Source organism: Nostoc sp. CALU 546 (assembly GCF_048836525.1).
Genome location: NZ_JAWJTF010000058.1, coordinates 1 through 24,610 on the forward strand (window position 1 = coordinate 1; position 24,610 = coordinate 24,610).

Here is a 24,610-nt window from a genome sequence, read left to right on the forward strand (position 1 = left end):
TTGTATGAAACCACCCTGCTCAGACTGGGAATAGAAGGGGCTATGCAACGGTTACGTGAATCAGTAGCTATTGCTCAGTCTTTAGGAATAGCATCAACTGATAGTAAGTTACTGCCTGATTCTCACCTTCTTTACCTTCCTCCTCATTCCTAGAGAATTAGGCAAAAATTGTATGATTCCTCTTCTGTTTGGTGCTTTAGGGGCGGCAGTTGGTGCTGTCGCAGGTGCTTTTACTGCTCATGCTGCTGGAGAAAAGGACAGACAAGCAGGCAAGCATCACAGACAAGTTGCAAATGAATTAACAGACAAATACGCCAATTTAGAGAAGAAATATTATGAATTTGCTGATCAGAGCAAAAGGCAGATTAATGATTTAACTCGCCAACACGCATTAGATGAAGTAGAAAAAGACTGTTTGCGTTTAGCAGTACGACTACAACAAAATCTCATTTCCTTAATGTGGGAGATTGATAGAGAACCTACAACAGATGCTTTAAACAGGTTTCAAGCAGCAGTGGAACAAACTAACCAAGTTCTCCACCAATTAAAAGAGGAGCTAATTATTGTTCCTAATGATTACTATGCAAGTCTTTTAACAGCAATAGCAGCAACTAAAAAAATCAACACTATAAAATCCAGCGATGCTGGCAGCAAAACTGTTCTCAGTGTTGATTTAGGCAGAATTTCCACAAAGACTTGTGTCAGTCGCGAACCCGGTAGTGTTGTGTTTGTACCTGCCAACGTTAAGCAAATGTCAATAGAACAGGTACGTGGTGGTGTTTTTGAAGTTCGTGCTATTGATCCTTTAATGAATTTGTGGCTGGAATATCAAGGCAATGGATATGCTGTAGGTCAACTGGCAGCAGATTTTGGAGCGAATCTAGGAATCGGACAATCTAAGGTAGAAGCTGCACTGGTAAAAGTGTTAGCAAGTGCTAGCTACTTTAAACTCAGAGACGATATCTCAGTTGTACTGGGTCTGCCTTTTCTTTCCTTAGAGTCCCAATTTTACAAAAATATCGCTGGCGATCGTTGATATTGGACATCAAACCGTTGATTTGTTGATGATGGATAATTTCCGATTTATTAAATATCTTTCTAAGAGTGAAGACTTTGGTATGAACAAGTTTTATGAATTGATGGCTGCGGAAATAGACGGTGCTAATAGTCAATCTTTGGGATTAATTTCTGCTGCTAACAAACCCAGAGGCGAACGCTATTACCGTCCTAAAAGCGCAACCAAACCCACTAACTTAGACGATTTTCTTCCCAACCTTACAGAGATGTTTTCTCGTGAAATCTGTAGCCGTGTGCTAGCCTGGTTGCCAGAGCGTGTAACTGATGTAATTATTACTGGTGGTGGCGGTGAATTCTTCTGGGATGACGTTCAACGTCTACTCAAGGAAGCAAAGATTTATGTCCATTTAGCGGCACCCGCTAGGCAAGCTAATGCTTTGGGGCAGTATATTTATGGTGAGGCGCAATTACGCGCCATTGATCGCCGTGCTAGGTCAGAAAACTGATGTTACTTTGAATTTATCCCAAAGCAAAGATAATTTTTGGTAGCTGTAAAAATTTATTTAAAATACCAGTAAAAAAATGAAAATTCAACTTTCTCATGATGTTAAAGATAAACCTTATAAAGAGTGTATTACTCCTAAGCAAGGGAAAAACTTTAAGACAGGACAAGAATTACTTGTCAATGTAGAAAATATTCAAAAGTTACAAGATAAATGGGAGTTTTGTTATTTTGATTTAGAAAAAGAAGTGACTTACCAATTTTATATAACGCACGATGAGATAAAAAATGATTCTAGAGAAGAAATAAATTTTTTATTAATTGTTATTGAATCTGAGTTTGAAGAACTAATTACAATACCAAAAATAAAGGAATTGATAGACTCTCAGAGGGTAGCGATATTTCTTACAATGACTACATTTGAATTCCTAGATACTTATCAACCCTTTGAGCGATATTATTAAAGGCTATCTTGAAATAGGTGCGTGACTATCAATCGATACAGCTTGTTAACAATCACCAATGCCCTATTCGCAGTCTTGCCTATGACGTTGCATTATAAAAGTCAAAAAGCTTGAACAAAGACCGATCGCAACATTGAGCAGGAACTAGCTAAAAAAGAGCGATGTTTATTAAATTGGCACTTAATTTATTAGTTCAGCATACTAGGTAAAGCAATTAAATCCAGGATTCGACTGAAAAGCTGTAAACTTGCTGAATTCTAGTGAAGTCGCTGTCAGCAGAGACGAGAGTAATATTATGATAAATTGCTGTTGCGGCGATCCATAGATCATTATCATCAAAACCGAGATCCTGAATGCGGGTACTGCGGCGTTTGTTTTTTTCTTTTGGGGCAAATTGACGAAAAATGCAGTTCTTCAGTTGACTGTATATCTCAGCTATTTCTTTGTTGATCAGATAGATATCAATTTCTGTCAGGAATGCTTGAACCACTTGTAAGTTCATCTCTCGACGCTCTGATTTTTCCGTCATGTAGAGCAACTCACCATAGCTAATGATGCTAATCCCAAAAGGCTCTTGAGCATAGCTTTGAGCAGTTGCGACAACTTGAGGATTGTTGTTAATCAGATAACTACAGTGATTGGTATCCAGCAAATACATAAATTATTGGCTTAAAACTTCGCTTTTGAGCGTGTTGCATCAAGAAATGCTAGGCACTCTTCTAGGTCGTCTCCATGCCAAGTACCAGCAAATTTGAGCAAATCTTGACCTGTAGAACCTCGTCGGATCACAGATTGAGAACGATCGCCACGTTGTTTTATTTCAGCGATCTTAGCAGCAAAATCTTCAGGTGGTTCTGCTAGCATCTCATCCTCCAGAGGAGAATCGAGCGGAGTGTGTGCTTGCTCTAAAAATGCCAGAATCGAAGCTCCAGTGGAAGGTGATTTGGTTACTTCTGATTGAGATGGAACTGTTTTCTGAAAACCAAGAAATGCTAGATATTGCTCAACCTGAGTTAGTTGGTCATCTGGAAGTTGAGCAATCTGTTGTTGAAGTTGACGGCGGCGGTCAAGCATAGTCATCGGACAACCTCGCGGAAACGTCTGAACTTTCATTTTACTCGATTGATATAGTAGGAATGGTTTTGACGATCGCACTATAAAAGTCAAAAAGCTTGAACAAAGACCGATCGCAACATTGAGCAGCAACTAGCTAAAAAATAGCGATGGGCTACACCATATACAATGAGTAACTAGTGTTGTACCTCCAAATTTATCTCACGCTCCGAAACCACTCCGTAATCCCCTGAGCGATCGCATTTGCCATTTTTTTCTGTTCTTCTGGGTTCACTATCTCCTCAAATTCATCAGGATTACTCATAAAACCCAATTCCAGTAACACTGATGGCGCAGCCGCGGGACGTGTCAGCGCTAAGTTGTTCCAAAACACGCCATAGTAAGGTCTACCAAGTTTTTGGACTACATAGTTCTGTAAAAATATTGCGGGGCTGTGAGCTTGGGGATGATACCAAAACGTGCCGAATCCCTTGGTTTTTTCGGCATCGCCATTATCGGGTAGAGAGTTGTGGTGTATAGAAAGAGCGATCGCAGGTTCTTCTCGACTGATAATTGCCTGACGTTCTACTAAAGAAACCTCCTGATCATCCTCCCGCGTCATCACTACCGTTGCTCCCCGCTTCACCAACTCGTCGCGCAACAACTTAGATATCACCAAATTCACATCTTTTTCTAAATATCCAGTTGGGCCACTGGCACCAGATTCTTTACCGCCATGCCCTGGATCTAGTACAATCTTGTAATTAGCTAAAGGCTTGCGTCTTGTGTTCCCAATTTTAGGCGGATGACGCAAAGCTAAAACCAGGGTTGTTCCGTCGTATCTCAGCTTATATCCCCACTGTTGAGCTTTTTTGAGGTTAAAGGTGTATTTTACTTGTCCTGGAGCTTCCTGTTGCCAGTCTAGGCGCTTAATTAGGGGGTCATCATCCAGGCGAATTATGTCCGTTTGGGCAGTGGTATTGTAGAGGGTGAGAGCGAGAGCTTGCTCACTTTGTTGTACGCTCACAGGTACAGGAACTTGCAAGGGGAAGACTATCTCTGTCGCACCAGGGATTTGACGGTATCCGACACTGCGAATTATTGTCTGTGGCGGAATTGCACCAGGTAAAATGCGCGTTTCTTTACTATTAATCCAGGTGCCATTGTCGAGGCGTAACCATTCACTTTCTCTACCTGTAACTGTTGCTCGTGTGCCTTTGGGCAGTGGTGTGAGTCGAGAATAATCGGTACTCGGGCCAGTTCGAGCAACACCTGCGTCTGCAATTACCTCAACAACTGGTAACTTTGCTCTTGAGAGGATTTGAATTTTGCCAGTTCCTGGTTGAGTTATCGTCTTGCCATTGAGCGTCAGTTGAAACTGAGGTTGTCCCAAATCTACCTCTTGACTTGAGTCTGGGACAACAGCACCAGAAATGATGTTGTTACCGTAAATCAGGCTGAAGGAATCAGGATCAGGTTGTTGCACTGTGGTGCAACCTTTGTAATTGCCTACGCTAGACTGGGCATGAGGCTGATTTTGCCCTGTCAAAGCTGCCAAATTACTTGGTAGTTGTGCCTGTTGGGGTTGAAGTGAAAGGGCAATAGTTTGATTAGCTAGTTTGACAGAGACATTAGCGTTAGGGGGTGCGATCGCGCTAAAACAAATTAGTTCTCCCGGTAGTCTGGCAATGTCAACTGCGGGAGTCAGGGAATCTTTAGCAAAGGCTAACCCCTGTGGTAACTCAGGGCCAGTGGTAAGCCTTGTAACTTTAATCTGGAGTTCTTGATTTTGGTGACGCACTGTAAAAAGATTCTCCCCCAACTGCAAGGGTAAACTAGGGGAAAAATGACCAGCTTTGCTGCGGGTAATTGGCTTACTATTGATCAAAACCTGACCATCTGGTGGTGCAGTGCCCAGAAAGAAGATTTTTTGGGCACTCGTCTGGTAGTTTGTCTGGGGAAAAACGACTCTGAGCGATGGCTCTGCCGATGCAATTGAGGAGGTGAGAATACAGCCCAATATTACTAATCCTAGAAGGTTTTTCACAGCAAAATCACAGAATAGTACACCACAATAACTGTGGCACAATGACGGGATGTATTTTTAGAAGTTGTTAGAAATTCAAACTACTATGACTAAGTTTATCTTTGTTACTGGAGGCGTAGTTTCCAGTATTGGTAAGGGCATTGTAGCAGCAAGTTTAGGGCGTTTGCTCAAGTCGCGCGAATATTCGGTGTCGATTCTAAAACTTGACCCTTATATTAATATCGATCCTGGGACGATGAGTCCCTTTCAGCATGGAGAAGTATTTGTTACCCAAGATGGTGCGGAGACAGATTTAGACTTGGGGCATTACGAACGCTTTACCGATACTTCGATGTCGCGTTTGAATTGCGTTACTACTGGTTCGATTTACCAGGCGGTGATCAATAAAGAGCGTCGCGGAGACTACAATGGCGGTACTGTACAGGTAATTCCTCATATTACCAATGAAATTAAAGATCGGATTCTCCGAGTTGCTAAAAGCACAAATCCCTCTGTAGTCATTACAGAAATCGGCGGTACGGTAGGAGATATTGAATCACTACCGTTTTTGGAAGCAATTCGCCAGTTCCGCAAAGAGGTGGGACGGCAGAATGTGCTGTACATGCACGTAACGCTGGTGCCGTGGATTGCCTCTGCGGGTGAGATGAAAACGAAGCCAACACAGCATTCAGTTAAAGAACTGAGATCGATTGGTATTCAACCAGATATTTTAGTTTGTCGGAGCGATCGCCCCTTACCCAAGGGATTAAAACAAAAATTGTCGGGATTTTGCGATGTACCCGAAGAATGCGTCATCACTTCCCAAGATGCCAAAAGTATCTATGAAGTACCGCTGAATCTGGAACGGGAAGGAATGGCAGAACAAGTACTAAACTTGCTGCACATGGAACAACGTAAACCAGATTTGACGCAGTGGCAAACCCTGGTACAACGGTTACATAGTCCCAAGCATGAGGTAGAAATTGCCATTGTTGGTAAATATGTGCAATTAAGTGATGCCTATCTATCTGTAGTGGAAGCGTTGAACCATGCGGCAATTTCCACTTATGGCAAACTGCGCCTACGTTGGGTGAACTCAGAAAATTTGGAATCTGAACCAGCCGAAAATTATCTTGCGGGTGTCGATGGCATAGTTGTGCCAGGAGGTTTCGGGGTTCGGGGAGTGGATGGTAAAATTGCCGCCATTAGATACGCTCGCGATCGCCAAATTCCCTTTTTAGGTTTATGCCTGGGAATGCAATGTTCTGTAATTGAGTGGGCCAGAAATGTAGGGGGATTAACAGGTGCTAACAGTGCTGAATTTGACCCCTATACAACTAATCCGGTGATTAATTTATTGCCAGAACAGCAGGAAGTAGTTGATTTAGGGGGTACAATGCGGTTGGGACTATATCCTTGTCGTGTTCTCCCTGATACTCTAGCTTTTAAGCTCTATCAAGAAGATGTGATTTATGAACGACATCGACATCGCTATGAGTTCAACAATGCTTACCGCGATTTGTTGTTAAAGTCAGGCTATGTGATCAGTGGTACTTCTCCCGATGGACGCTTAGTTGAAATTGTGGAATTAACCAAGCACCCATTCTTTCTTGCTTGCCAATTTCATCCGGAATTTCAATCACGCCCCAGTAGCCCTCATCCTTTATTTAAAGGGTTTATTCAAACAGCGATCGCTCTTTCTCTTTCGACATCTAGCACGCCAACACCATTGGAGGTGTCATAAAAATTCGTAATTCGTAATTCGTAATTCGTAATTCGTAATGACGCTCTCTACGTTCGCGCAGCGTGTCGAAGACAGACGCTAAAAGCGTAGCTTGCTTAAGAGTGAGGGTACGTGGACTCGCTACCGCTACGCTAACGTAATTCAAAATTAATTTTTTAGATTTTGAATTGGTGCATAGCAACATTAACTTAAAGTTTCAATAGATTTGGACATCCAGGGTGCATCATTCGTAAATTTCGGACTTGAGGAGATGTTGTGGCGTACTGGGTGAAAATCCTTTACGAGAGGAGAGAATATGTAGTGAATTTTGAACGTGTCCATGCTTTTTGTTATGAACTGAATGGCAGAGTTACTTTTTGGCTACCCGATAGTGCCATTCCAATAGTAATTCACCCGCAAACTAACTTAGAAGATTATCAAAAGATCCTTGATTATTTAGAATGTGTGACAGGATTAGAATTAGATCATGCCCACTGGGTGAAAATTATTTACGAAAAAAACGAATATGTAATTAATCTCAACTGCATCAGTTCTTTTTGTCATGAACCGAACGGCAGAATAACTTTTTGGTTGCCAGATGGAACTATTCCCATCATCATAAACCCTGTAAGTAATCCTGAATCTTATGAAAAAGTTGTGAAATACGTTAAGAAAGCAACAGGATATTCTTTGTCTTAGTGTGAACGAGGAACTTACTCTTGCTAAACTTTTAACTAAAGATAACGATTTTAGCAATAAAGGCACGAGGGAAGATTCAGTAAACTACCCACCACTGAACGAAGTACCGTTTCAGTGGGGGCAATTAATCGCCCAGAGTTTACCCGACTAAGTGTTAAATCACTACGATTTTTAGGTCATCTTACCTACAAATACGCAGCCAGTTTGTAGCTCTAAAGACCATTAGCTGTAGAAGTTATTCAAATGCCGGCGATTCTTTCTGGAGAAGATATATTACCTGGATTTGAGTTGCAAGTATAGGTAGGCGATAAGCGTCAATCCCTAGTTCTCAGAGGATAAAAGCACAATTAATTCTCCAAGGCGTTTCAAGATACTGAGTACTTGGTGTAGTTCTGAATCACGTTCAATTGATAGTGCATAAGATCGTGCATACCAAGGATGTTCTTGTTGAATCAATTTGACAAACACAAATTCCCTACCGTTGATTAGTAAACCAAAAGTTGGTTGTGCAGAATTTGGATGATCAAGCATATAAGCAAGTGCTTGAGGTAAGGCTGTCATCACATCAAATTTACTGCTTTTAGATTCGATGACAAGTACCCAAAAACATTTTTGGATGACAAGAACATCAATATTTCCTTTAACGATAAAACTCTCGTCTTCAGCAGAAATCTCCACAGAAGTCTCGGTTTCAATCTCAAACGGAGGTTGATAAAACCCAGCTAAATCGAGTAAAGGAGATAGCACTACCATTTTTACCGCCTCTTCTGACATCAGACGGTGCTTATTCAAGTTTAAATAGTTGCTTTTAACTCGCGCCATCGCTTGCTTCTCTGCATCAGTCAGAGTCGGTAAATTTTCTGTCCACTCTGCAAAGAAATTAATGTCTGTGGCAAGTTGCAAACCAAATTTTTCTTCTAATTCGTAAAGACTTATATCTCTAGCTGGGATTGTTTGAATCATAATCTAACATTCCGAATAGCGTTGCCATGCCAACTTTGCTGCACCTACCATCCCCGCAAAATTGCCTAACTCTGCTGGTAATATTTGTAAATCCACTCGTGATAAAGGCTGCACTCGCTTCTCAATTTCTGCCTTCACACCTGGTAAGAAAAACTCAAAGCTGCCACTGATACCCCCACCAATCACGATCGCTTGCGGTGTGAGTACATAAATCAAACTCGTCAAACCAATTCCCAAATACTTACCATATTCTTGCCAAAAAGTCAATGCTGTGGCATCTCCTTGTTGGGCAAGAACACCTAATTCGATGGGTTCCTTGAGAGTGCGGCGGCGAATTGCAGTAGCACAGGCATATTGTTCCAAAGAGCCTTGATTGCCACTATTACAAATTGGCCCATCAGGATTTAATGAAATTAAACCCAATTCTCCGGCGGCTCCTTGATGTCCAATAAATAGTTTGCCATCGAGGATAATTGCGCCACCAACCCCAGTACCTAAAGTTAGCAGAATCAGATTTTGAAAGTGACGACCGGCTCCTAGCCAAGCCTCTCCCAAAAGAGCGCAATTAGCATCATTAGCGATCGCAGTCGGTTTACCAGTTTTAGCTTCTAACCAGTCGGCTAAAGGCACATCGATCCATCCAGGTAAGTTAATAGCGATTTTGGCAATGCGTTGTGCGGCATCGGATGGGCCAGGAGTACCCACACCAATAGCCACAGCTTGATTATCTGGATCAATTTGCGCGATCGCATCTAAGATCACCGCCAGCACCGCCTCCGGCATTGTTGGTTGAGGAGCCGCCACAGTCAAAGATTGCAGACAAGTACCATCATCTGCAAAACGCCCCAACTTAATTGCCGTTCCCCCTACATCAATGCCAATTACTTCATTTGTCATTTGTCATTTGTCATTTTTTATTGGGCATTGGGCATTGGGCATTGGGCATTGGTAATTGGTTAACAGCTATTTCCTATTCCCTATTCCCTATTCCCTATTCCCCAGTTCAAAATCAACAATTTGTCAGGGTTTTAGGATTTTGGCACGAAAAAATTCTAAATTTTCTGTCTTATTGGGTGCGAGTCGTAAATCAGCAACAGTCTTGGTACGGAAACTCGATTGCTCCTGCCAAGCTGTAACTGGAGTACCTCTTAAGATACCAGCAAGGGCAACGGAAAGCATAAATCCGCCAGTAGCGGCAGCAATTAACGTTAGATTATCTTTCATACAAATCTCTCTATTGTTTATTGGTCATTGGTCATTTGTCATTGGTCATTTGTCTTTTGCTAATGACTAATGACCAAATGACTACTTTCGGATTCTATTTTCTCTCCGTAAACGGGGATTGACAAATTCATTTAACCCCTCACCAAGTAGTGATAACCCTACCACCATGAATGTCATGGTTAAACCGGGGAAAAGTGTAGTCCACCAAATGCCAGTAGGTAGAGCTTCTAGGGCTTGTTTTAAATCATGTCCCCATTCTGGCACTTCTTCAGGAAGTCCTAGCCCCAAAAAACCCAAACCGCCCAACACCAAAATTGCATCAGCGGCGTTGAGTGTGAATAGGACGGGTACGCTTTGAATGACGTTGAAAAACAGATAACGAGACAGCACAACCCAAGTGGAAGCGCCCATTGCTTGAGCAGCTTCGATAAACACTTCAGTTTTTACACTCACGGTATGATTGCGAACAACGCGATAATATTGGGGAATGTAAGCAATGCTAATAGCGATCGCTGCATTTAATATTCCCCGCCCTACCACAAAGGCCAGCGTCACAGACAGCAGTAGCCCTGGTAGAGTGTAAATGCTATCCATGATAAACAGCAACACTTTATCCAATTTCCCGCCGAGATAACCACTCAGCATCCCCAAAGGTACACCGATAATCATACTCAGCGCCGTTGCCAAAATTACCACCTGCAAAGCAGCTTGAGCGCCGAACAATGTCCGGGAGAACACATCATAACCCAGGCGACTAGTACCAAACCAATATTTAGCTGAGGGTGGCTCGTGAATTGGATTTGAGAGAAAATCTTTAGGGTTTTGCAGCCATCCCCAAGCCTGGAATACGGGAGCTAAGAATGCCAGGAAGATGAAAAATAGGGTAATGGCTAACCCGATGAGCATGAGTTTTTGGGAAAGATTGAGACTTTTGCCAAACTGTAAAAATGTCGGTAGTCGCCGTTTTGTAATGGCCATGTGCGATCGCCTGGAGCAAAGCTTGATACGCTGACTATTTTACATATTAGATAGGGGATTGCGTAAACATCCTGAATAAAAGTCTGATTGCTTCGCAGTGGTTACAGAGCTAGACTGAGGAAGAGGTGAGATTATGCCTTATTTTTGCTAGAAATAAATTACCATCCGTTGTCACCACAAAATTTAATTATCTTAAGTAGAGAAAGACCAAGTTAATGGAGGAATTATGAACGCTTACAAAAAATACATCACCATTACAGATCCAAGTCAAGTAATATTATCTGATTTACCTTTTCAGGTAGGACAAAGAGTAGAAATAATTATCTTAGCTGAGAATAATCCAAGAGCAGAAATTAGTAAAAAACTGAGAGATTTATTTGATAAAACACAGTCGCTACCGGGAGTACAAGATATTACAGAAGCAGAAATATCAGCAGAAATTGAAGCTTACCAACGCGGGGAATGAAAGTTGTTATTGACACGAATGTTTTAGTTTCTGCTGTCCTTAAGGGTAGAGTACCAAGAGATGTTATTCAGTTTATTTTTGATAATCCAGATTGGCAATGGATAGCTTCTGAAGAAATTATTGTGGAATACAAAGAAGTCTTAAGCCGAAGCAAATTTAAGTTGACAGATGAGGTGAGAGGTGAATGGTTTGAAATTATCGATACATTTCTAACGCTAATTGATGTCAATTTTGAAGTTGATTTTCCCAGAGATAGAAAAGATGCAAAGTTTTTAGCTTGTGCTATGGCAGCAGAAGCAGATTTCTTGATTACGGGTGATTCTGATTTTAATCAGGCGCAAACTTTGGTCAATACAACGATTATTTCTGTATCTTTATTTAACAGGTTAGTTTGCGATGTTGGGGGGTGAGTATTGAGAATTAGTAACTGTCAATGATTTTTTACTATTCCCCATTCCCCACTCCCCATTCTCTTACAGACTACTTTCAATCAGCTGGCGGTATTCGCTCTTTTGCTTCACACCTTTGACTTCCTTCACCAGTTCCTTATTTTTGAACAATTGAACCGTTGGCGTTCCTGTCACACCAGCATTTTCAGCTATATCTCGGTCTTTGTCGATGTCAATTTCCACAAAGTGAATTTTGCTATCAAATTCATCCACCACTTTATTTAAAATTGGCTTCAGAGTATGACAAGGGCCACAACCAGGAGAAACGTATTTAACAAGGAGTAAGCGATCGCTTTCATGGAACAATTTCCGTAAAGCATAACCTCCCTCATGACGCGTTCCATCCAAGTTAAATCCAGCTTCTTCCTCGGCTTCAGTCTTTTTGGCTGGCTGATGTTCTAATTCATTATCTGCTGTTTCTGCCTGTTGATGGAATTCTTGAATCAAGCCAGTAGATGACAACCAACGTTCTGCCAACATCGCTGCCATACAGCCAGTACCAGCAGCCGTAATTGCTTGCCGAAACTCATGATCTTGGACGTCGCCAGCGGCAAAAACGCCTTCTACACTGGTTTCTACAGTACCGTGCTTGGTGACAACGTAACCCACCTCATCCAGTTCTAATTGCCCTTTAAATAGAGAGGTATTGGGAGTATGACCAACGGCGTAGAATAAACCCTTAGCGTCCAGTTTGCTCTCTTCACCAGTTTTAGTATTGCGGACTTTCACCCCTTCCATGCGATCGCTACCGAAGATATCTACGGCTTCTGTGTTCCAATGCACCTGGATTTTCGGGTTGCTCAAAACCCTGTCTTGCATGGCTTTAGAAGCCCGCATCTTATCGGTGCGTACCAACATATTTACCTTGGAACCATATTTGGTGAGGTAAATTGACTCTTCCGCCGCCGAGTCGCCAGCACCAATTACAGCCAATTCTGCACCGTGGAAAATTGGTGTTGCACCATCGCAAATTGCACAAGCAGAGATACCCCGACTCCAAAATTCGTGTTCGCTGGGTAAACCTAAACGCTTTGCTGTTGCACCAGTAGCAATGACGATGCTGTTGGTTTTTATTTCCCTTTCTTGCGATCGCACTGTAAATGGACGCTGACTCAGGTCAACTGATATAACATCTTCAGTATAGAGTTCAGCCCCCCAGCGCTCCGCCTGCGCCTTCATCTGATCCATCAGTTCGGGCCCAGTAATTCCTTTAGGAAACCCTGGAAAATTCTCAACTTCGGTGGTTGTCATTAGTTGCCCACCAGGTAATCCCCCGGCTTGGAAACCTTCAAATACAACGGGTTTCAAGTTAGCGCGTCCGGCATAGATGGCGGCTGTGTAGCCTGCTGGCCCAGAACCGATAATTACCAAGTTTTCTACTGTGGGGTTAGTCATGAAAATATATGAACTCATAACGACTACGCTTAATATAGCATAACAATTTACGATTGGCTATGGCAGATGGTAAGCGATCATAAAACGCCTACGGTACTTAGTATCTGCTCAACGCTTGCCAAACATCCTCTTAACTGCTAGGACATGATGCGGCCGCCCTGATAGAAATGCCCATAAGTTGGGAATACTCAAGGTTGGGTGTGCCCTATTGCTTAAGCAGCATAGAAAGTATTCACGTGTGTGTCAAAACTCAAAATCGCTGTGGAATGCACCAGAACAAAGTTAGTAACAGGAGCAATTTCAATGATTAGTCCAGCATCTGATTTACTAGATAAAATTCGTCAACAATTTGACGCTTCTCCTTATCCAAGAGTTCCTCTTGATAAATCTCCTAAAGATGACACTAACTCACTCTACATTCATAACTTAGTAACGCCTTACTATTTAAGGAATCAAAAAGTTATCGATCCTAAAGGCAAATTAATTTTAGATGCTGGATGCGGCACTGGCTATAAATCATTAATCTTAGCAGAAGCTAATCCAGGAGCGAAAATTGTTGGAATTGATATATCAGAAGAATCGATTAAATTAGCACGGCAACGTTTAGAACATCATGGATTTGACAATGCAGAGTTTCATGTGTTGCCAATTGAGGAATTACCAGAGCTAGATTACCAATTTGACTATATTAATTGTGATGAACTTCTGTATCTTTTCCCTGATTTAACTATTGCCTTACAAGCAATGAAATCAGTTTTAAAGCCTGATGGTATTATTCGCAGCAATTTGCATAGTTCAATCCAGAGGTTTAATTATTTCCGCGCTCAAAAAGTCTTCACAATGATGGGTTTGATGGACGAGAATCCAGAAGAATTAGAAATGGGAATTGTAGTAGAAACAATGAAAGCTTTGAAAGATAATGTTCAACTCAAAGCTACAACGTGGAATTCTAATTATGAAGGAGAAGACGGGAAAGAGCGAATCTTAATGAATTATTTGTTTCATGGTGATAAAGGTTATACTATCTCTGATTTGTTCACAGCTTTGAGAGCAGCTGATCTAGATTTTATCAGCATGGTTAACTGGCGAAAGTGGGACTTGATGAATCTGTTTAAAGAACCAGATAATTTACCTGCTTTTCTGGGGATGAGCTTACCAGAGATTTCTGTAGAACAACAGCTACAGCTTTTTGAACTTATACATCCTATTCATCGACTAATTGACTTTTGGTGTGGTCATCCCAACCAAGCACAGACTTTCGTACCAGTTTCAGAATGGACTGACTCTGATTGGCGAGTAGCGAAGGTGCATTTATATCCCCAGTTAAAAACTCCTAATTTCCGAAAAGACCTCTTAGCATGTATTACAGAGATTAGATCATTTACCATTAGTCAATATTTATCGCCAAGTGAAGAATTTGTTGGTATAGATAGCTCAATAGCACTTTGCTTGATACCTTTGTTAGAGCAACCCCAGTCGATGATATCTCTGGTGCAGCACTGGAAGCAATTCAGACCAATAGATCCTGTCACTTTAAAGCCCACAGATGAGAAACAAGCCTTTTATATAGTGCAACATCTGCTACTGAGTTTGGAGAGTCTTGGTTACATAATGCTGGAACGCCAATCAGATGAGGATGTTACTCATTGATAAGTAGCTAGGCGTAAATAAATTAAAGTTTGTAGTAAGGACTTTAGTCCTGATAATCCTGAAGAAGCGATGAATCGCTCACTACGAACTAAGATTTTATTTTACGTCTAATTATGCCTACTTACTTACATCTGTTTTTTTCAATTATATGCAATATCAGGTTGTTCGCACGGTAGCACAGCTTTGCCACCAAAGCACTAATAACATCCAAACTATAACCGCTATATTTGGTCAAAACTTTTTTTAGTGGGGTGATATGAAACAAAACGGGAGTGGGTAAGTTACATCTAGAACACACAACCACTTCCTATCACAGGGAAAACACTTATGAAAACCGAATTGAAAGCTAAATTTATCCAACACATCCTCAACAAAAAGAAGGAAAATGAGGGTTTCACACTTATTGAACTACTCGTAGTAATCATCATTATCGGTATTTTGTCAGCGATCGCACTACCTTCTTTCTTGAACCAAGCTAATAAAGCTAAACAGTCTGAAGCAAAAACAATTGTTGGTTCAATGAATAGAGCACAGCAAGCCTACTATTTAGAAAACAACAGGTTTGTAGGTGAAGGTAATGAAGAGTTTGGTAAGTTAGCTCTTGGAGTCAAAACACAAACCGAAAATTACGTCTATGCGATTGAAGGTGGTGGTCCTGCTGATGTTACTCAACCTGCACTTACTATGGTGACTAATCAGGCACAACTTCTCAACGACGAAGCTCCACTCAAAGCCTATATTGGTGGAGTAGCGGTGTCAACTGTTACAGAGACTAGTGAAGCAACCACCATAGGTTTATTATGTGAAGCTGGGAAATCTGGGAATGTGCCGAATTCACCCAAAGGAGAAGAGGCGTTTGCGGCTGCAGAATTTCCTGATGACGCCGCAGCAAAATGCCCCGATAATTATGTGTCTTTATCTAAGTAAAGATTTTATGCATTCATAAAGTAACTACTCAATATATCAATCAATTGGTGTAGTTAAGTTAGTTACTATTCACTAGTGGATAGAGAATTTTATCCACTTTAATTTATTTAGATAATTGTTAAATACTCCCTGAACTCCAAAATATTACCCATCTTCTTAATTCGTTTATTAAATGGGTATTATTAATTGAGATAGGGAGTATTTACTTGTTGTAGATAGTGGCCTCAGTCCTGAAAACTTAATCCTTAATGCTTCCAAACTTCTCACAAACCTTAAAATTTGTTTATATTGACCTATACCCACTTACTTAATTACTGATGATTACCAATATCACAAAATTTCAGGCAGAAGGCTATCAAAATTTAATTGCAGGTGAATATGCTCAAGCAGCATATCTATATGAACAAGCAATCACTGATGAACCTGAAGTAATCTCCAATTACTGGCATCTAGGACTAAACCTACTATTACAAGGGCAAGAAGCAGAAGCACAAATGACTTGGATGCTAGCAATAGCAGAAGTTGAAGAAGAAAAAATCCAATTTCACACAACAGAATTAATTAAAGTTTTACAAATAGAGGCAGAACGACGAGAATATCTCGAAGAATTTTCTATATCCTGGCTAATCCGTCAGCACATCCGAGAAATTAATCCTTTTGATATCAATAACCTATTAAATATTATTCAACTGTCCATCCAATTAAATAACTTTGATGGCGTACAGTTAAATGATGTGGGTATTATCCAATTATTAAATTCCAAAGAAATTGGAGATTTAAATTTAGAACTATTAAATAAAGTATTACAACAAGTTCTTGACACTCAACCTTTACATCTATCATATCTAGACTTAGTAGAAGCTTGTTTACCTTACTTTGCAAATCCACATCAAGGATTCTGCATACTTTTACCTGCGGCAATTAAAATTGGTCATACATTCAAGCAGCCTAAACTAGCAGCGCAGATTTTAGAGTTGTACTTGCGCCTAGACCCAGAAGAAGTAGAAACTTTACGACATTTAGCTATTTTTTATCAAGATTCTCAAAACTATACATTGGGAATAGAAAAAGCTAAATTGTGTTATTCTCTATCAAAAAAATTACCTGATAAAATATTTGCCCTTCATTTAGTTCTACGTGGATTAATGTCTGCTGGCGGATATTGGCAAGAAATATGCTCAACCAGTCAAGAATTAGAATGTGTGCTGCAAGAATTTATCAAAGCGCAGCCACTTGCAGTAGATGAAGTCAGGACTCTACGTTTACTTACGCCATCCTTTGCATTACCACATATTAAAGACAGTCCAGCAGATTTTAGAAAAATTCATAATCAAGTAGCGCAAATATTCCAGAATAATATTCAAGCCATAGCTCATGAGGAAACACAGCGTTACTCGCAGCGGATTATAAATAATCAAAGTTCAGGAATTTCCACCAAACCCTTAAAAATTGGATATATATCTTATGCCTTAAGAAGACATTCTGTAGGCTGGCTAGCTCGCTGGCTAATACAGCATCATAATCGAGAAAATTTTGAAATTTATAACTATTCAGTTAGCTATAAACTAGTAGATGATTTTTTGCAAGAATGGTATGTAAATAAATCATTCAAGGCTCGAAAATTAGGAATTAATGCCTTTGAAATTGCAGAACAAATATATAAAGATGAAATAGATATTTTAGTAGACCTAGATAGCATAACTCTAGATATTAGCAGTGAAGTGATAGCACTCAAGCCAGCACCAATTCAAGTTACTTGGCTGGGTTGGGATGCTTCGGGTATACCTGCAATTGATTACTTTATTGCCGATCCTTACGTATTACCAAATTCAGCCCAGGATTATTATACAGAGAAAATTTGGCGATTACCTAATACTTATATAGCCGTTGATGGTTTTGAAGTAGATGTACCTACACTACGTCGAGATGAGTTAGATATTCCTAGCGATGCTATAGTCTACCTCAGCGCTCAACGAGGATATAAACGTCATCCTGAAACCACAAAATGGCAAATGAAAATAATCAAAGAAGTCACAAATAGCTACTTCTTAATTAAAGGTGACGGTCAAGAAGAAGCAATTAAACAGTTTTTCTACAAAATAGCAGAAGAAGAGGGTGTGGAGTGTTCCAGGCTGCGATTTTTGCCTCAAGATCCCTCTGAAGCTATCCACAGAGCGAATTTAACAATTGCTGATGTTGTATTAGACACATATCCCTACAACGGCGCTACTACAACCCTAGAAACCCTCTGGATGGGTATCCCATTAGTAACTAGAGTTGGACAGCAATTTGCAGCTCGTAATAGTTACACCATGATGATGAATGCGGGTATCACAGAAGGTATTGCTTGGACTGATGAAGAATATGTAGAGTGGGGTGTGCGCTTAGGAAAAGATGAAGCTTTACGCCAGCAGGTGGTTTGGAAGCTAAAAGCATCTCGACAAACAGCACCCCTGTGGAATGGTAAGCAGTTTACCCGTGATATGGAGAAGGCTTACGAGGAGATGTGGAAAAGCTATATTGAGGGAAAATAAGCTCGTAGTGAGCGCTTGAGCGCTCAAAGTTGAGGTTAATAAGGGCTTCAGCCCTTACTACGAACTTTTTGTTGGTAGTCAGGACTTTAGTCCTGTTGATTTGTGGGACGGAAAAGCAATGAGATTTAGCTGTTCTTGAAAATCTTTCACGGAATCTACTTTTATCAGCTTTTGTGTATAAGGTTGATAGTGAAATAGTTCATATCCCTTATTAATTAAATACTGTGCAACCTCAATATTACTGCCTTGGCTACCTGCAATATTTTCATATAAAATAACTGGGGCAAACTGAGTGAGTAACTTCTGACTACCAGCAAGAACTGCCATTTCATGTCCTTCTGCATCTATCTTGAGAAAATCCACTCTCTCGATATTTTCTTGCTCAATCAGACTATCTAAAGTAAAACAGGTGGCTTCCTCAAAAGACTCTGAAGACATATTTTCTGCTGCATCACTAGAAATCACCTGGTTCAGTTCATTAGCAGAATTTAGTAGCAATTTTACAGTGCCATTGCGATCGCTAGCTGCTCCTACACAAACATTTACCCATGATAATTGATTAATTCTACAGGTTTCTTGCAAACAACGTACACAACCTGAGAAAGGCTCAACTGCTAACACTCGTCCTTGAGATCCAACTTTTAAAGCAGCACTGAAAGTATAGACTCCAACATTAGCACCCACATCAATTACTGTCATACCAGGTTTAATGCTATTGCGCCAAAACTCCATTTCTTTCTCAAACCAGTCTTGTTCGGCAATTAAAACACTGGTGGCAATACTACGCAAGCTTGGTTCAACTGCCATTATTAAATCATCTTCAAAAGGCACGTAAGTAAATAGACTATTGCTTGGTAATTGTGTCCAGTGCCACTCTAAAGATGAGCAGTTTAGCTTATAAAATTTCTGAGAGACTTCCTGCCAGTAATCGGAGACTTTTATCTGGTTTAAATCTCGGTAAGCTAAGTAGAGTGCTTGAAGAACAGGGGCATAATTTGGCGCTAATTTTCTAGCTTGATGTAAATATAAAATTCCTTCCAGTTCTCCAGTCATTAAACTAGATATTCCTAGTTTTAGACCAATATGAACTGAATTTGGTAAAACTTGAGAAGCTAAATGTAAAAAACGGCGACTCACAGCGGTGTAAAAAACTAACTGCGAACGACATATTATTTCAATTAATAATAAGATTGTTTTTTCATAACCATTATCAGCTAAGAAAATCCCCTCAAAGCATTCGCGAACATGAGCGGAAAAGTTGTGATTTTCAGTGGATATATATATTAAACAATGAAAGTTATTTTCGTAACTTGTATAAGCAGGTTGGAGTGTATTAATAAAAGTATTAAGTGCTATTTCTATGGCTTTTTGTTTTTCTCCAATCATGCTATAAATTAAAGCAAGATGAGCAGTACACAGTGGATGTCCATCTAAATTTAAACCACTATTCAATGCTTCAAAAGCCATTTCAAGATAGACTGAGCGCAGAACTAGATTATCAACACACAGTTCTGCCTCGCTCAAAGCTACCACTGCTAGGTTATTCCAATCATCTGAAGAATTAGGAGTATCCCAAGAAGTCTGTGACAAAATTCCAGTAATTTTTGATAATATATCAGCGTTAATAGCTGGCAGTAATTTTTGAATATATTGCAAATATATATCACCAACAGCAGGCTCAGAGTTCATATTAAAAATAAGGTAAATGTATCTAAACTAGGTTTGATAAAGTCTCTACATGAGTCAACCATGTATTAATAGTTACTAATTCATTACTTAGTGCTAGCAAGTCTTCGTTTTGAGGATACCCACCTGCTCAACAGAAACTAACATCCTCGCTAAAAATTTTTTACACAAACTTCAAATGCTGACTCTGAAGACAAGAGGACTTTATGCTAAACCCATGCTGCACCGACATTTTGCTATGCGTAGTTTACCGCCCGCCTTAGGCATCGCTCCCCTACTTCAAAGCAAAATCCTCTCCCGCATCTAGACAGAGCTAACCCTCCAGGTCTTCTTCTCTGAGCAAAACATTAAACTTATATAAAGATTTGCGATGATTCTACCTAATGACAGATGTTTGCGATATCCTAAATAACGTTTAAATAAACACAAGCAGTAGCTATTTCTACTCAATTGCAAACTTGTCCATAAGTCAAAAACTTTCAAACCAGCCCTTGTCATATAGGTTGTTCAACAAGGACACACATTTTTTGTGATTAAAACAAATAGAATTTTCCCAGTCGTCCTTAGTCACACTACTTAGTGAAACTTCACAGACGAATAATGATTCTGCTCAGTGTCCAGAATATATCTCTTACAAAAGGTAGTGTTGTAATCTTGTGGAAAAAGGCTAAAGGTAAAGAGGAAAAAGAAGACAGGGAAAGATTAAAGGGAAAAGGGGAAACAGAAACACCCCTTAACCCTTCATCCCTTAACCCTTTCCTCTCAACCTTTGCCTAGTTTCTGCAAAAAGTTTAAGGACTACTGGTGGAATTGGACTTTTGTGGTGGTAATTACCGTACAAAACCGAATTTACCAGTAACTTAGTAGAGTTTGTTATGGTATAGTTAGAAAGTTAAGACTAGCTTTACCAAATTACACCACTCTACGGGCCGGCAACAATTGCAGAATGGAAAGCAGTTTTAATTAAGCATTTACCAACAAAATCTGAATTCAATCGAGGTTATGACTCAGAAAGTGATTCACCCAATGGTGAAATTGCAGCGCAACGTGCAATCACTCATAGAATCGAACATTATTAAGCCAAGCGATAGCATCTGGAAAATCGCTTTGCTATATGGTAATGAATGGCAGCACTGGAAACAGGAACTGCTGGACTTTGGCTTTAGTATGCAAGACCCAGTTAGTGAATTGCTAGCTGTAGAAACTTGGGATGAGGAGTAGGGAATAGGGAATAGGGAAATAGGAATTTTTAATATTCACCACTCCCTTACTCCCCACTCTCTAAACTTTGCAGGCAGCTAAAGCCGCAGCTAATTCTTTGGCAGTTTGATAGCGATCGCGTGGCAATGGTTCTGTAGCGCGATCAATCACATCTCTTAATTGGGAACTAATGGTGGGAACTTTTGCCACATCAAACCTGAAGTTTCGCCCTCTTTGGCGATAATACTTGAAAGGGTTTTCCCCTGTGAGCAGAAAAATCAGTGTTGGCCCAATTGCATACAAATCAGATTGAGTTAAAGGTTGTCCTCGTTCTTGTTCAGGAGCGCAGTAACCTTCTGCACCAATTCGAGTACCGGGCGCTGTGCCAATTTCCTTAACTGCGCCAAAATCCAGCACCACTATGCGATTTACTGCACTTCGCACCATTAAGTTGGCGGGTTTAATATCGCGGTGAATCAGTGGAGGGCTTTGGCTATGAAGATAGTCTAAGATGTCGCAGGTTTGGATCATCCAAGCGATCGCTTGGCTTGGTGTCACTGGGCCATTAGTATAGACACGTTTCTCTAAATCTTGACCGTGGATTAATTCCATTGCCAAGTATTTTTTTCCGCCTTCTACAAAGAAATCGTAATACTTGGGAATTCCAGGATGGTTAAGGGATTTGAGAGTGTAGGCCTCTCGCTCAAATAATTCTTGAGCTTTGGCAATTCTTAGCATATCAGCATTCATTTGCTTCAACACCAGAAGTTGTGGCATACCCGCAATCAGACCAGCCGCATCCCAAGCGAGATAAGTAGTACCCATACCTCCTTGCCCAAGAGTTTGCAACACCTGATAATGGCGAATCCTCTGTTGCACTAACAAAGGTTGACCGCAGTGGATGCAAAACAGATTGTTTGGGGAGTTGCCTTCGTGGGTGCAAATGTAGGATGAATTTGCTATACCTTGGGCTGAGTAGAGTGTTGCAGCAGCATTTTCTTCTGTGCCTTGCATTTGTTGTTGCGATCGCAAACCAGTTTCCAGTACTGTTACATCCTGAAGTTGGAATTGCAGTATTGGGCCTCCCTGTGCAAGTTGCAAAAGGGAATTATCTGGTAACGGACTCTGAATTACAAGGATACCGTTGAGGAAAGTCCCATTTGTACCTTGACTAATCAGCCGCCAACCACCGTCATTGCCGGGAGAATCGACTTGTCTAAGTTCTAGATGATGCCGCGAAACTAAACTATCAGTTAAAACAACGTGATTATCTGCCGCTCGACCAATCCGAATTATGGAGGAGTTCTCAAAGCACCACTGCTGGAGGGGCGTTTTCTGTTGCGGTTCTAACAGGGTCAGACTAACCACAATACAACCTACAAGGTAAATGGATTAGAGATTGGGCATGGGGTATTGGGCATTGGGCATTGGGCATTGGGCATTAAACTTATACGTAAATTAGGCTTTAACCCTCGATTTATACAGCTTTGAGCTAATTCGCATTGCTCCCATTGGGAATTGGTGATTGTTCTTTCTTCTTATTCCCCATGCCCCATGCCCCATGCCCAATGCCCATTTATGATTAACTTTCCAAATTTGGGCGTACTTTTGCCCGAATTAGTATACCAGTAATGTTGTCATGACCATTGTGTTGGTTTGCCAAATCAATTAAGTCTGTAACACCCCGTTCTAAGTTAGCGCCAGAACTAAGTAAGGGTTCTAAGTGAGTCTGCCAATGGGTTTCTAGTAAATCATTATCTGATAGACCATCCGATACCAACAGCAGAAGAGTATCTTCATTAATCTCGAAAAAGCCAACATCAGGATTAATCGAGCTTTCGTCACGAGGCCCCAAGGCTTGAGTGAGTTGGTACGCATCCGGGCGGGCATAAGCGATGCTTGCTTCCACTCCGCGAGTAATTTCCCGTTGCCCAACTTCATGATCTACTGTGACTTGTTCTAGTCCCCGCTTGCGCGTCAGACGATAGAGACGGCTATCTCCCACATGAGCAACTGCTGCTTCAGTATCTTGAATTAAGAGCATTACCAAAGTTGTACCCATACGCCCTACTCCAGAACGGGCATCTTGTTGATTGAGCTTGAAAATCGCCTCATTAGCTAAATACACTGCCTCACGAATGCTCTCTTCTGCTGGCAGTTGGTTGGTAATCCAGCGTTCTTGAAAGTATTGCCGTAGGGTGTTGACTGCTAACTCACTGGCTATCTCGCCGCCAGCGTGTCCACCCATACCATCGCAGAGAATATACAAACCATGCCCTTCCAGGACTCGACTTTTGGGCAACTCCAGTTTATGGATTTTGGTTTCAATACCAAAGTAGTCTTCGTTATGATGACGTTGACGCCCCACATCTGTGCGTCCTGCATCTTCTAAGCTACTTAACTGCATCGCCAACACAACAGTTGGCATATCATCAGTTTTGCTAATGATATCTTCTGGCTCATCTGATTGCGGGATAGTGGGCACAGCAGTATTTTTCTCCTGTATTGGCGGCAAAGTTGGGGTTCCTAGTGCTTCTAGTTCAATAGAGATTTCCTCCAAACGCGATCGCAATTGTGCGATCGTCTGAATCTTACCTACATCTAAATCCCCCAACATCTGGACTACAGAGCCAAATTGAGTGCGTTGAGATTGCCTAAATAGCGATTGCCAAACCCGCCCCAAAGCTTGGATAGTTAACGGTTCCTCTGAAATATCAGATGTTTGGGCTTGGGCATCTTCTGGCGACTCGACGGCAGGCTGAGAATTCGATGATTCTACATACAATCTTTGTAGAGCCAGCGTTTGGTCTTCATCCAATCGCAAATTCGACAAATCTAAAAGGCTTTGATGACAATTTACTGGTTCCAATACTGCCCAAAGTTGGGCCATTTGATAACACCAGTGTAAAATTTTTAACGAACTCGTTGTTTCTTCTTGCCAGCGATCGAGTAAATGCTGCCAATCCGAGCGGTCTTCGATTATTACTACCTGTATATCCTCCTGCTGCCATGCATCGTGAATTGGCGGTATTCCCCGCTCACCTTGGGATTGTAAGGCAATATAAAGTCTAGCAAGGTGAGGAATTTCACTTGTTTCTACTGATGGCGTTAGCAAATCTGATTGCTGACTTGCTAGCATTGCCTCAATGGGTGACATTTGATACGGTTGGCAGTCTAGAACTCTCACACCTACATCAGTAATGGAGGTAGTTTCCGTTTGGACAGGTAGCGTATCTAACAATTGATAGCGCTCTTGGGAGTCTAAATAGGAGCCTAATGCAATCTGAAAACTAGGGCATACAGGAGATGCGGAGGGTATTGCTTCCTCATCTCCGTCTACTCCCACATCTCCCTTATCTCCTTCATCCCCCTCTACTCTCAAAGCTTCCCCACTCGTTTCTTTAGCAATAATTGCCCAAAACACTGTTCCACATTCCGTGCCACAGTTATGACAACGTAGTGCATTCACAGGTACATCATCGGTACTGCATTCAGGACAGACCTTGTGAGTCAGGGACGTACCACAGTTTTGACAGAATTTGTTGCTATTGGGGTTTTCAAATTTACACTGAGGGCAAATCAGCATAGTGGAAGTTCCTTTATTCCCGTTCCAAGGTGCTTCTAGCCACTAAGATCCAAGGTGCCACAATTGGC

General features: G+C 41.1%; 20 protein-coding genes and 1 pseudogene. 10 read left to right on the forward strand and 11 right to left on the reverse strand.

What is annotated here, in order from left to right:
• Positions 1 to 601 precede the first annotated feature (601 nt).
• Together RRG12_RS24990 and RRG12_RS24995 are read left to right on the forward strand one after the other, a co-directional pair.
• Positions 602 to 1,523 (forward strand): annotated as a pseudogene (locus tag RRG12_RS24990) (chromosome segregation protein ParM).
• Between the two features lie 76 nt (positions 1,524 to 1,599).
• Positions 1,600 to 1,983 carry a hypothetical protein gene (locus RRG12_RS24995; protein WP_420761015.1) on the forward strand — a complete coding sequence of 128 codons (384 nt, stop codon included), beginning with the start codon at positions 1,600 to 1,602 and terminating at the stop codon, positions 1,981 to 1,983.
• 214 nt (positions 1,984 to 2,197) lie between these two features.
• Here the strand turns inward: RRG12_RS24995 and RRG12_RS25000 are convergent, their stop codons facing one another.
• The 3 genes from RRG12_RS25000 to RRG12_RS25010 form a co-directional block, all read right to left on the reverse strand.
• Positions 2,198 to 2,641: a type II toxin-antitoxin system VapC family toxin gene (locus RRG12_RS25000; protein WP_420761016.1), complete on the reverse strand. Its 444-nt coding sequence runs from the start codon at positions 2,639 to 2,641 to the stop codon at positions 2,198 to 2,200.
• 11 nt (positions 2,642 to 2,652) lie between these two features.
• Positions 2,653 to 3,096: a hypothetical protein gene (locus RRG12_RS25005; RefSeq protein WP_420761017.1), complete on the reverse strand. Its 444-nt coding sequence runs from the start codon at positions 3,094 to 3,096 to the stop codon at positions 2,653 to 2,655.
• Positions 3,097 to 3,253: 157 nt separating this feature from the next.
• Positions 3,254 to 5,083, reverse strand: a complete 1,830-nt coding sequence (locus tag RRG12_RS25010; protein WP_420761018.1) for an N-acetylmuramoyl-L-alanine amidase — start codon at positions 5,081 to 5,083, stop codon at positions 3,254 to 3,256.
• An 85-nt stretch (positions 5,084 to 5,168) separates the two neighbouring features.
• Between RRG12_RS25010 and RRG12_RS25015 the strand changes: the two genes are divergently transcribed.
• Together RRG12_RS25015 and RRG12_RS25020 are read left to right on the forward strand one after the other, a co-directional pair.
• Positions 5,169 to 6,806, forward strand: coding sequence for a CTP synthase (locus RRG12_RS25015; RefSeq protein WP_420761019.1), 1,638 nt, complete (start codon positions 5,169 to 5,171; stop codon positions 6,804 to 6,806).
• A gap of 255 nt (positions 6,807 to 7,061) precedes the next feature.
• Positions 7,062 to 7,484 carry a hypothetical protein gene (locus RRG12_RS25020; protein ID WP_069072970.1) on the forward strand — a complete coding sequence of 141 codons (423 nt, stop codon included), beginning with the start codon at positions 7,062 to 7,064 and terminating at the stop codon, positions 7,482 to 7,484.
• 321 nt (positions 7,485 to 7,805) lie between these two features.
• Here RRG12_RS25020 and RRG12_RS25025 read toward each other — a convergent pair whose 3' ends face one another.
• The 4 genes from RRG12_RS25025 to RRG12_RS25040 form a co-directional block, all read right to left on the reverse strand.
• Entirely contained in the window at positions 7,806 to 8,447 is a 642-nt protein-coding gene (locus RRG12_RS25025) for a type I restriction endonuclease subunit R (RefSeq protein ID WP_420761020.1), read from the reverse strand.
• Between the two features lie 3 nt (positions 8,448 to 8,450).
• Complete coding sequence (locus tag RRG12_RS25030) at positions 8,451 to 9,344, reverse strand: ROK family protein (RefSeq protein ID WP_420761021.1); 894 nt, start codon at positions 9,342 to 9,344, stop codon at positions 8,451 to 8,453.
• A 123-nt stretch (positions 9,345 to 9,467) separates the two neighbouring features.
• Positions 9,468 to 9,671 carry a hypothetical protein gene (locus RRG12_RS25035; RefSeq protein ID WP_069072966.1) on the reverse strand — a complete coding sequence of 68 codons (204 nt, stop codon included), beginning with the start codon at positions 9,669 to 9,671 and terminating at the stop codon, positions 9,468 to 9,470.
• An 81-nt stretch (positions 9,672 to 9,752) separates the two neighbouring features.
• Positions 9,753 to 10,649 (reverse strand): ABC transporter permease, encoded by an 897-nt coding sequence (locus RRG12_RS25040; RefSeq protein WP_069072965.1) that lies wholly within the window; start codon positions 10,647 to 10,649, stop codon positions 9,753 to 9,755.
• Between the two features lie 226 nt (positions 10,650 to 10,875).
• Between RRG12_RS25040 and RRG12_RS25045 the strand changes: the two genes are divergently transcribed.
• Together RRG12_RS25045 and RRG12_RS25050 are read left to right on the forward strand one after the other, a co-directional pair.
• Complete coding sequence (locus tag RRG12_RS25045; RefSeq protein WP_420761022.1) at positions 10,876 to 11,115, forward strand: hypothetical protein; 240 nt, start codon at positions 10,876 to 10,878, stop codon at positions 11,113 to 11,115.
• Positions 11,112 to 11,525 carry a putative toxin-antitoxin system toxin component, PIN family gene (locus RRG12_RS25050; protein WP_420761023.1) on the forward strand — a complete coding sequence of 138 codons (414 nt, stop codon included), beginning with the start codon at positions 11,112 to 11,114 and terminating at the stop codon, positions 11,523 to 11,525. Before RRG12_RS25045 ends, RRG12_RS25050 begins: the two co-directional genes overlap by 4 nt.
• Before the next feature lie 63 nt (positions 11,526 to 11,588).
• On the opposite strand, the gene trxB is transcribed toward RRG12_RS25050, so the two are convergent.
• Positions 11,589 to 12,959 carry a thioredoxin-disulfide reductase gene (gene trxB / locus RRG12_RS25055; protein WP_420761024.1) on the reverse strand — a complete coding sequence of 457 codons (1,371 nt, stop codon included), beginning with the start codon at positions 12,957 to 12,959 and terminating at the stop codon, positions 11,589 to 11,591.
• 303 nt (positions 12,960 to 13,262) lie between these two features.
• Between trxB and RRG12_RS25060 the strand changes: the two genes are divergently transcribed.
• The 3 genes from RRG12_RS25060 to RRG12_RS25070 all read left to right on the forward strand — a co-directional run bounded on the left by RRG12_RS25060 (position 13,263) and on the right by RRG12_RS25070 (position 18,070).
• The gene (locus RRG12_RS25060; RefSeq protein WP_420761050.1) at positions 13,263 to 14,609 is read left to right on the forward strand and encodes a class I SAM-dependent methyltransferase; all 1,347 of its coding nucleotides are present in this window, start codon (positions 13,263 to 13,265) and stop codon (positions 14,607 to 14,609) included.
• A 327-nt stretch (positions 14,610 to 14,936) separates the two neighbouring features.
• Positions 14,937 to 15,536, forward strand: coding sequence for a type IV pilin-like G/H family protein (locus RRG12_RS25065; RefSeq protein WP_420761025.1), 600 nt, complete (start codon positions 14,937 to 14,939; stop codon positions 15,534 to 15,536).
• Between the two features lie 317 nt (positions 15,537 to 15,853).
• Positions 15,854 to 18,070 (forward strand): O-linked N-acetylglucosamine transferase, SPINDLY family protein, encoded by a 2,217-nt coding sequence (locus tag RRG12_RS25070; RefSeq protein ID WP_420761026.1) that lies wholly within the window; start codon positions 15,854 to 15,856, stop codon positions 18,068 to 18,070.
• Between the two features lie 78 nt (positions 18,071 to 18,148).
• Here the strand turns inward: RRG12_RS25070 and RRG12_RS25075 are convergent, their stop codons facing one another.
• The gene (locus RRG12_RS25075) at positions 18,149 to 19,759 is read right to left on the reverse strand and encodes an FkbM family methyltransferase (protein WP_420761027.1); all 1,611 of its coding nucleotides are present in this window, start codon (positions 19,757 to 19,759) and stop codon (positions 18,149 to 18,151) included.
• Positions 19,760 to 20,758: 999 nt separating this feature from the next.
• On the opposite strand from RRG12_RS25075, the gene RRG12_RS25080 reads away from it, so the two are divergent.
• Positions 20,759 to 20,977: a DUF4327 family protein gene (locus RRG12_RS25080; RefSeq protein ID WP_181930103.1), complete on the forward strand. Its 219-nt coding sequence runs from the start codon at positions 20,759 to 20,761 to the stop codon at positions 20,975 to 20,977.
• Positions 20,978 to 21,037: 60 nt separating this feature from the next.
• On the opposite strand, the gene RRG12_RS25085 is transcribed toward RRG12_RS25080, so the two are convergent.
• Entirely contained in the window at positions 21,038 to 22,324 is a 1,287-nt protein-coding gene (locus tag RRG12_RS25085; protein WP_420761028.1) for a protein kinase domain-containing protein, read from the reverse strand.
• A 214-nt stretch (positions 22,325 to 22,538) separates the two neighbouring features.
• Positions 22,539 to 24,542, reverse strand: a complete 2,004-nt coding sequence (locus tag RRG12_RS25090; RefSeq protein ID WP_420761029.1) for a serine/threonine phosphatase — start codon at positions 24,540 to 24,542, stop codon at positions 22,539 to 22,541.
• Between the last annotated feature and the right edge of the window lie 68 nt (positions 24,543 to 24,610).

Bases quoted from the DNA above. Each gene is read 5' to 3' on its own strand.
- RRG12_RS24995 (WP_420761015.1), top strand. From the start codon at position 1,600: ATGAAAATTCAACTTTCTCATGATGTTAAAGATAAACCTTATAAAGAG.
- RRG12_RS25000 (WP_420761016.1), bottom strand. From the start codon at position 2,641: ATGTATTTGCTGGATACCAATCACTGTAGTTATCTGATTAACAACAAT.
- RRG12_RS25005 (WP_420761017.1), bottom strand. From the start codon at position 3,096: ATGAAAGTTCAGACGTTTCCGCGAGGTTGTCCGATGACTATGCTTGAC.
- RRG12_RS25015 (WP_420761019.1), top strand. From the start codon at position 5,169: ATGACTAAGTTTATCTTTGTTACTGGAGGCGTAGTTTCCAGTATTGGT.
- RRG12_RS25025 (WP_420761020.1), bottom strand. From the start codon at position 8,447: ATGATTCAAACAATCCCAGCTAGAGATATAAGTCTTTACGAATTAGAA.
- RRG12_RS25030 (WP_420761021.1), bottom strand. From the start codon at position 9,344: ATGACAAATGAAGTAATTGGCATTGATGTAGGGGGAACGGCAATTAAG.
- RRG12_RS25035 (WP_069072966.1), bottom strand. From the start codon at position 9,671: ATGAAAGATAATCTAACGTTAATTGCTGCCGCTACTGGCGGATTTATG.
- RRG12_RS25040 (WP_069072965.1), bottom strand. From the start codon at position 10,649: ATGGCCATTACAAAACGGCGACTACCGACATTTTTACAGTTTGGCAAA.
- RRG12_RS25045 (WP_420761022.1), top strand. From the start codon at position 10,876: ATGAACGCTTACAAAAAATACATCACCATTACAGATCCAAGTCAAGTA.
- RRG12_RS25050 (WP_420761023.1), top strand. From the start codon at position 11,112: ATGAAAGTTGTTATTGACACGAATGTTTTAGTTTCTGCTGTCCTTAAG.
- trxB (WP_420761024.1), bottom strand. From the start codon at position 12,959: ATGACTAACCCCACAGTAGAAAACTTGGTAATTATCGGTTCTGGGCCA.
- RRG12_RS25060 (WP_420761050.1), top strand. From the start codon at position 13,263: ATGATTAGTCCAGCATCTGATTTACTAGATAAAATTCGTCAACAATTT.
- RRG12_RS25065 (WP_420761025.1), top strand. From the start codon at position 14,937: ATGAAAACCGAATTGAAAGCTAAATTTATCCAACACATCCTCAACAAA.
- RRG12_RS25070 (WP_420761026.1), top strand. From the start codon at position 15,854: ATGATTACCAATATCACAAAATTTCAGGCAGAAGGCTATCAAAATTTA.
- RRG12_RS25075 (WP_420761027.1), bottom strand. From the start codon at position 19,759: ATGAACTCTGAGCCTGCTGTTGGTGATATATATTTGCAATATATTCAA.
- RRG12_RS25080 (WP_181930103.1), top strand. From the start codon at position 20,759: ATGACTCAGAAAGTGATTCACCCAATGGTGAAATTGCAGCGCAACGTG.
- RRG12_RS25090 (WP_420761029.1), bottom strand. From the start codon at position 24,542: ATGCTGATTTGCCCTCAGTGTAAATTTGAAAACCCCAATAGCAACAAA.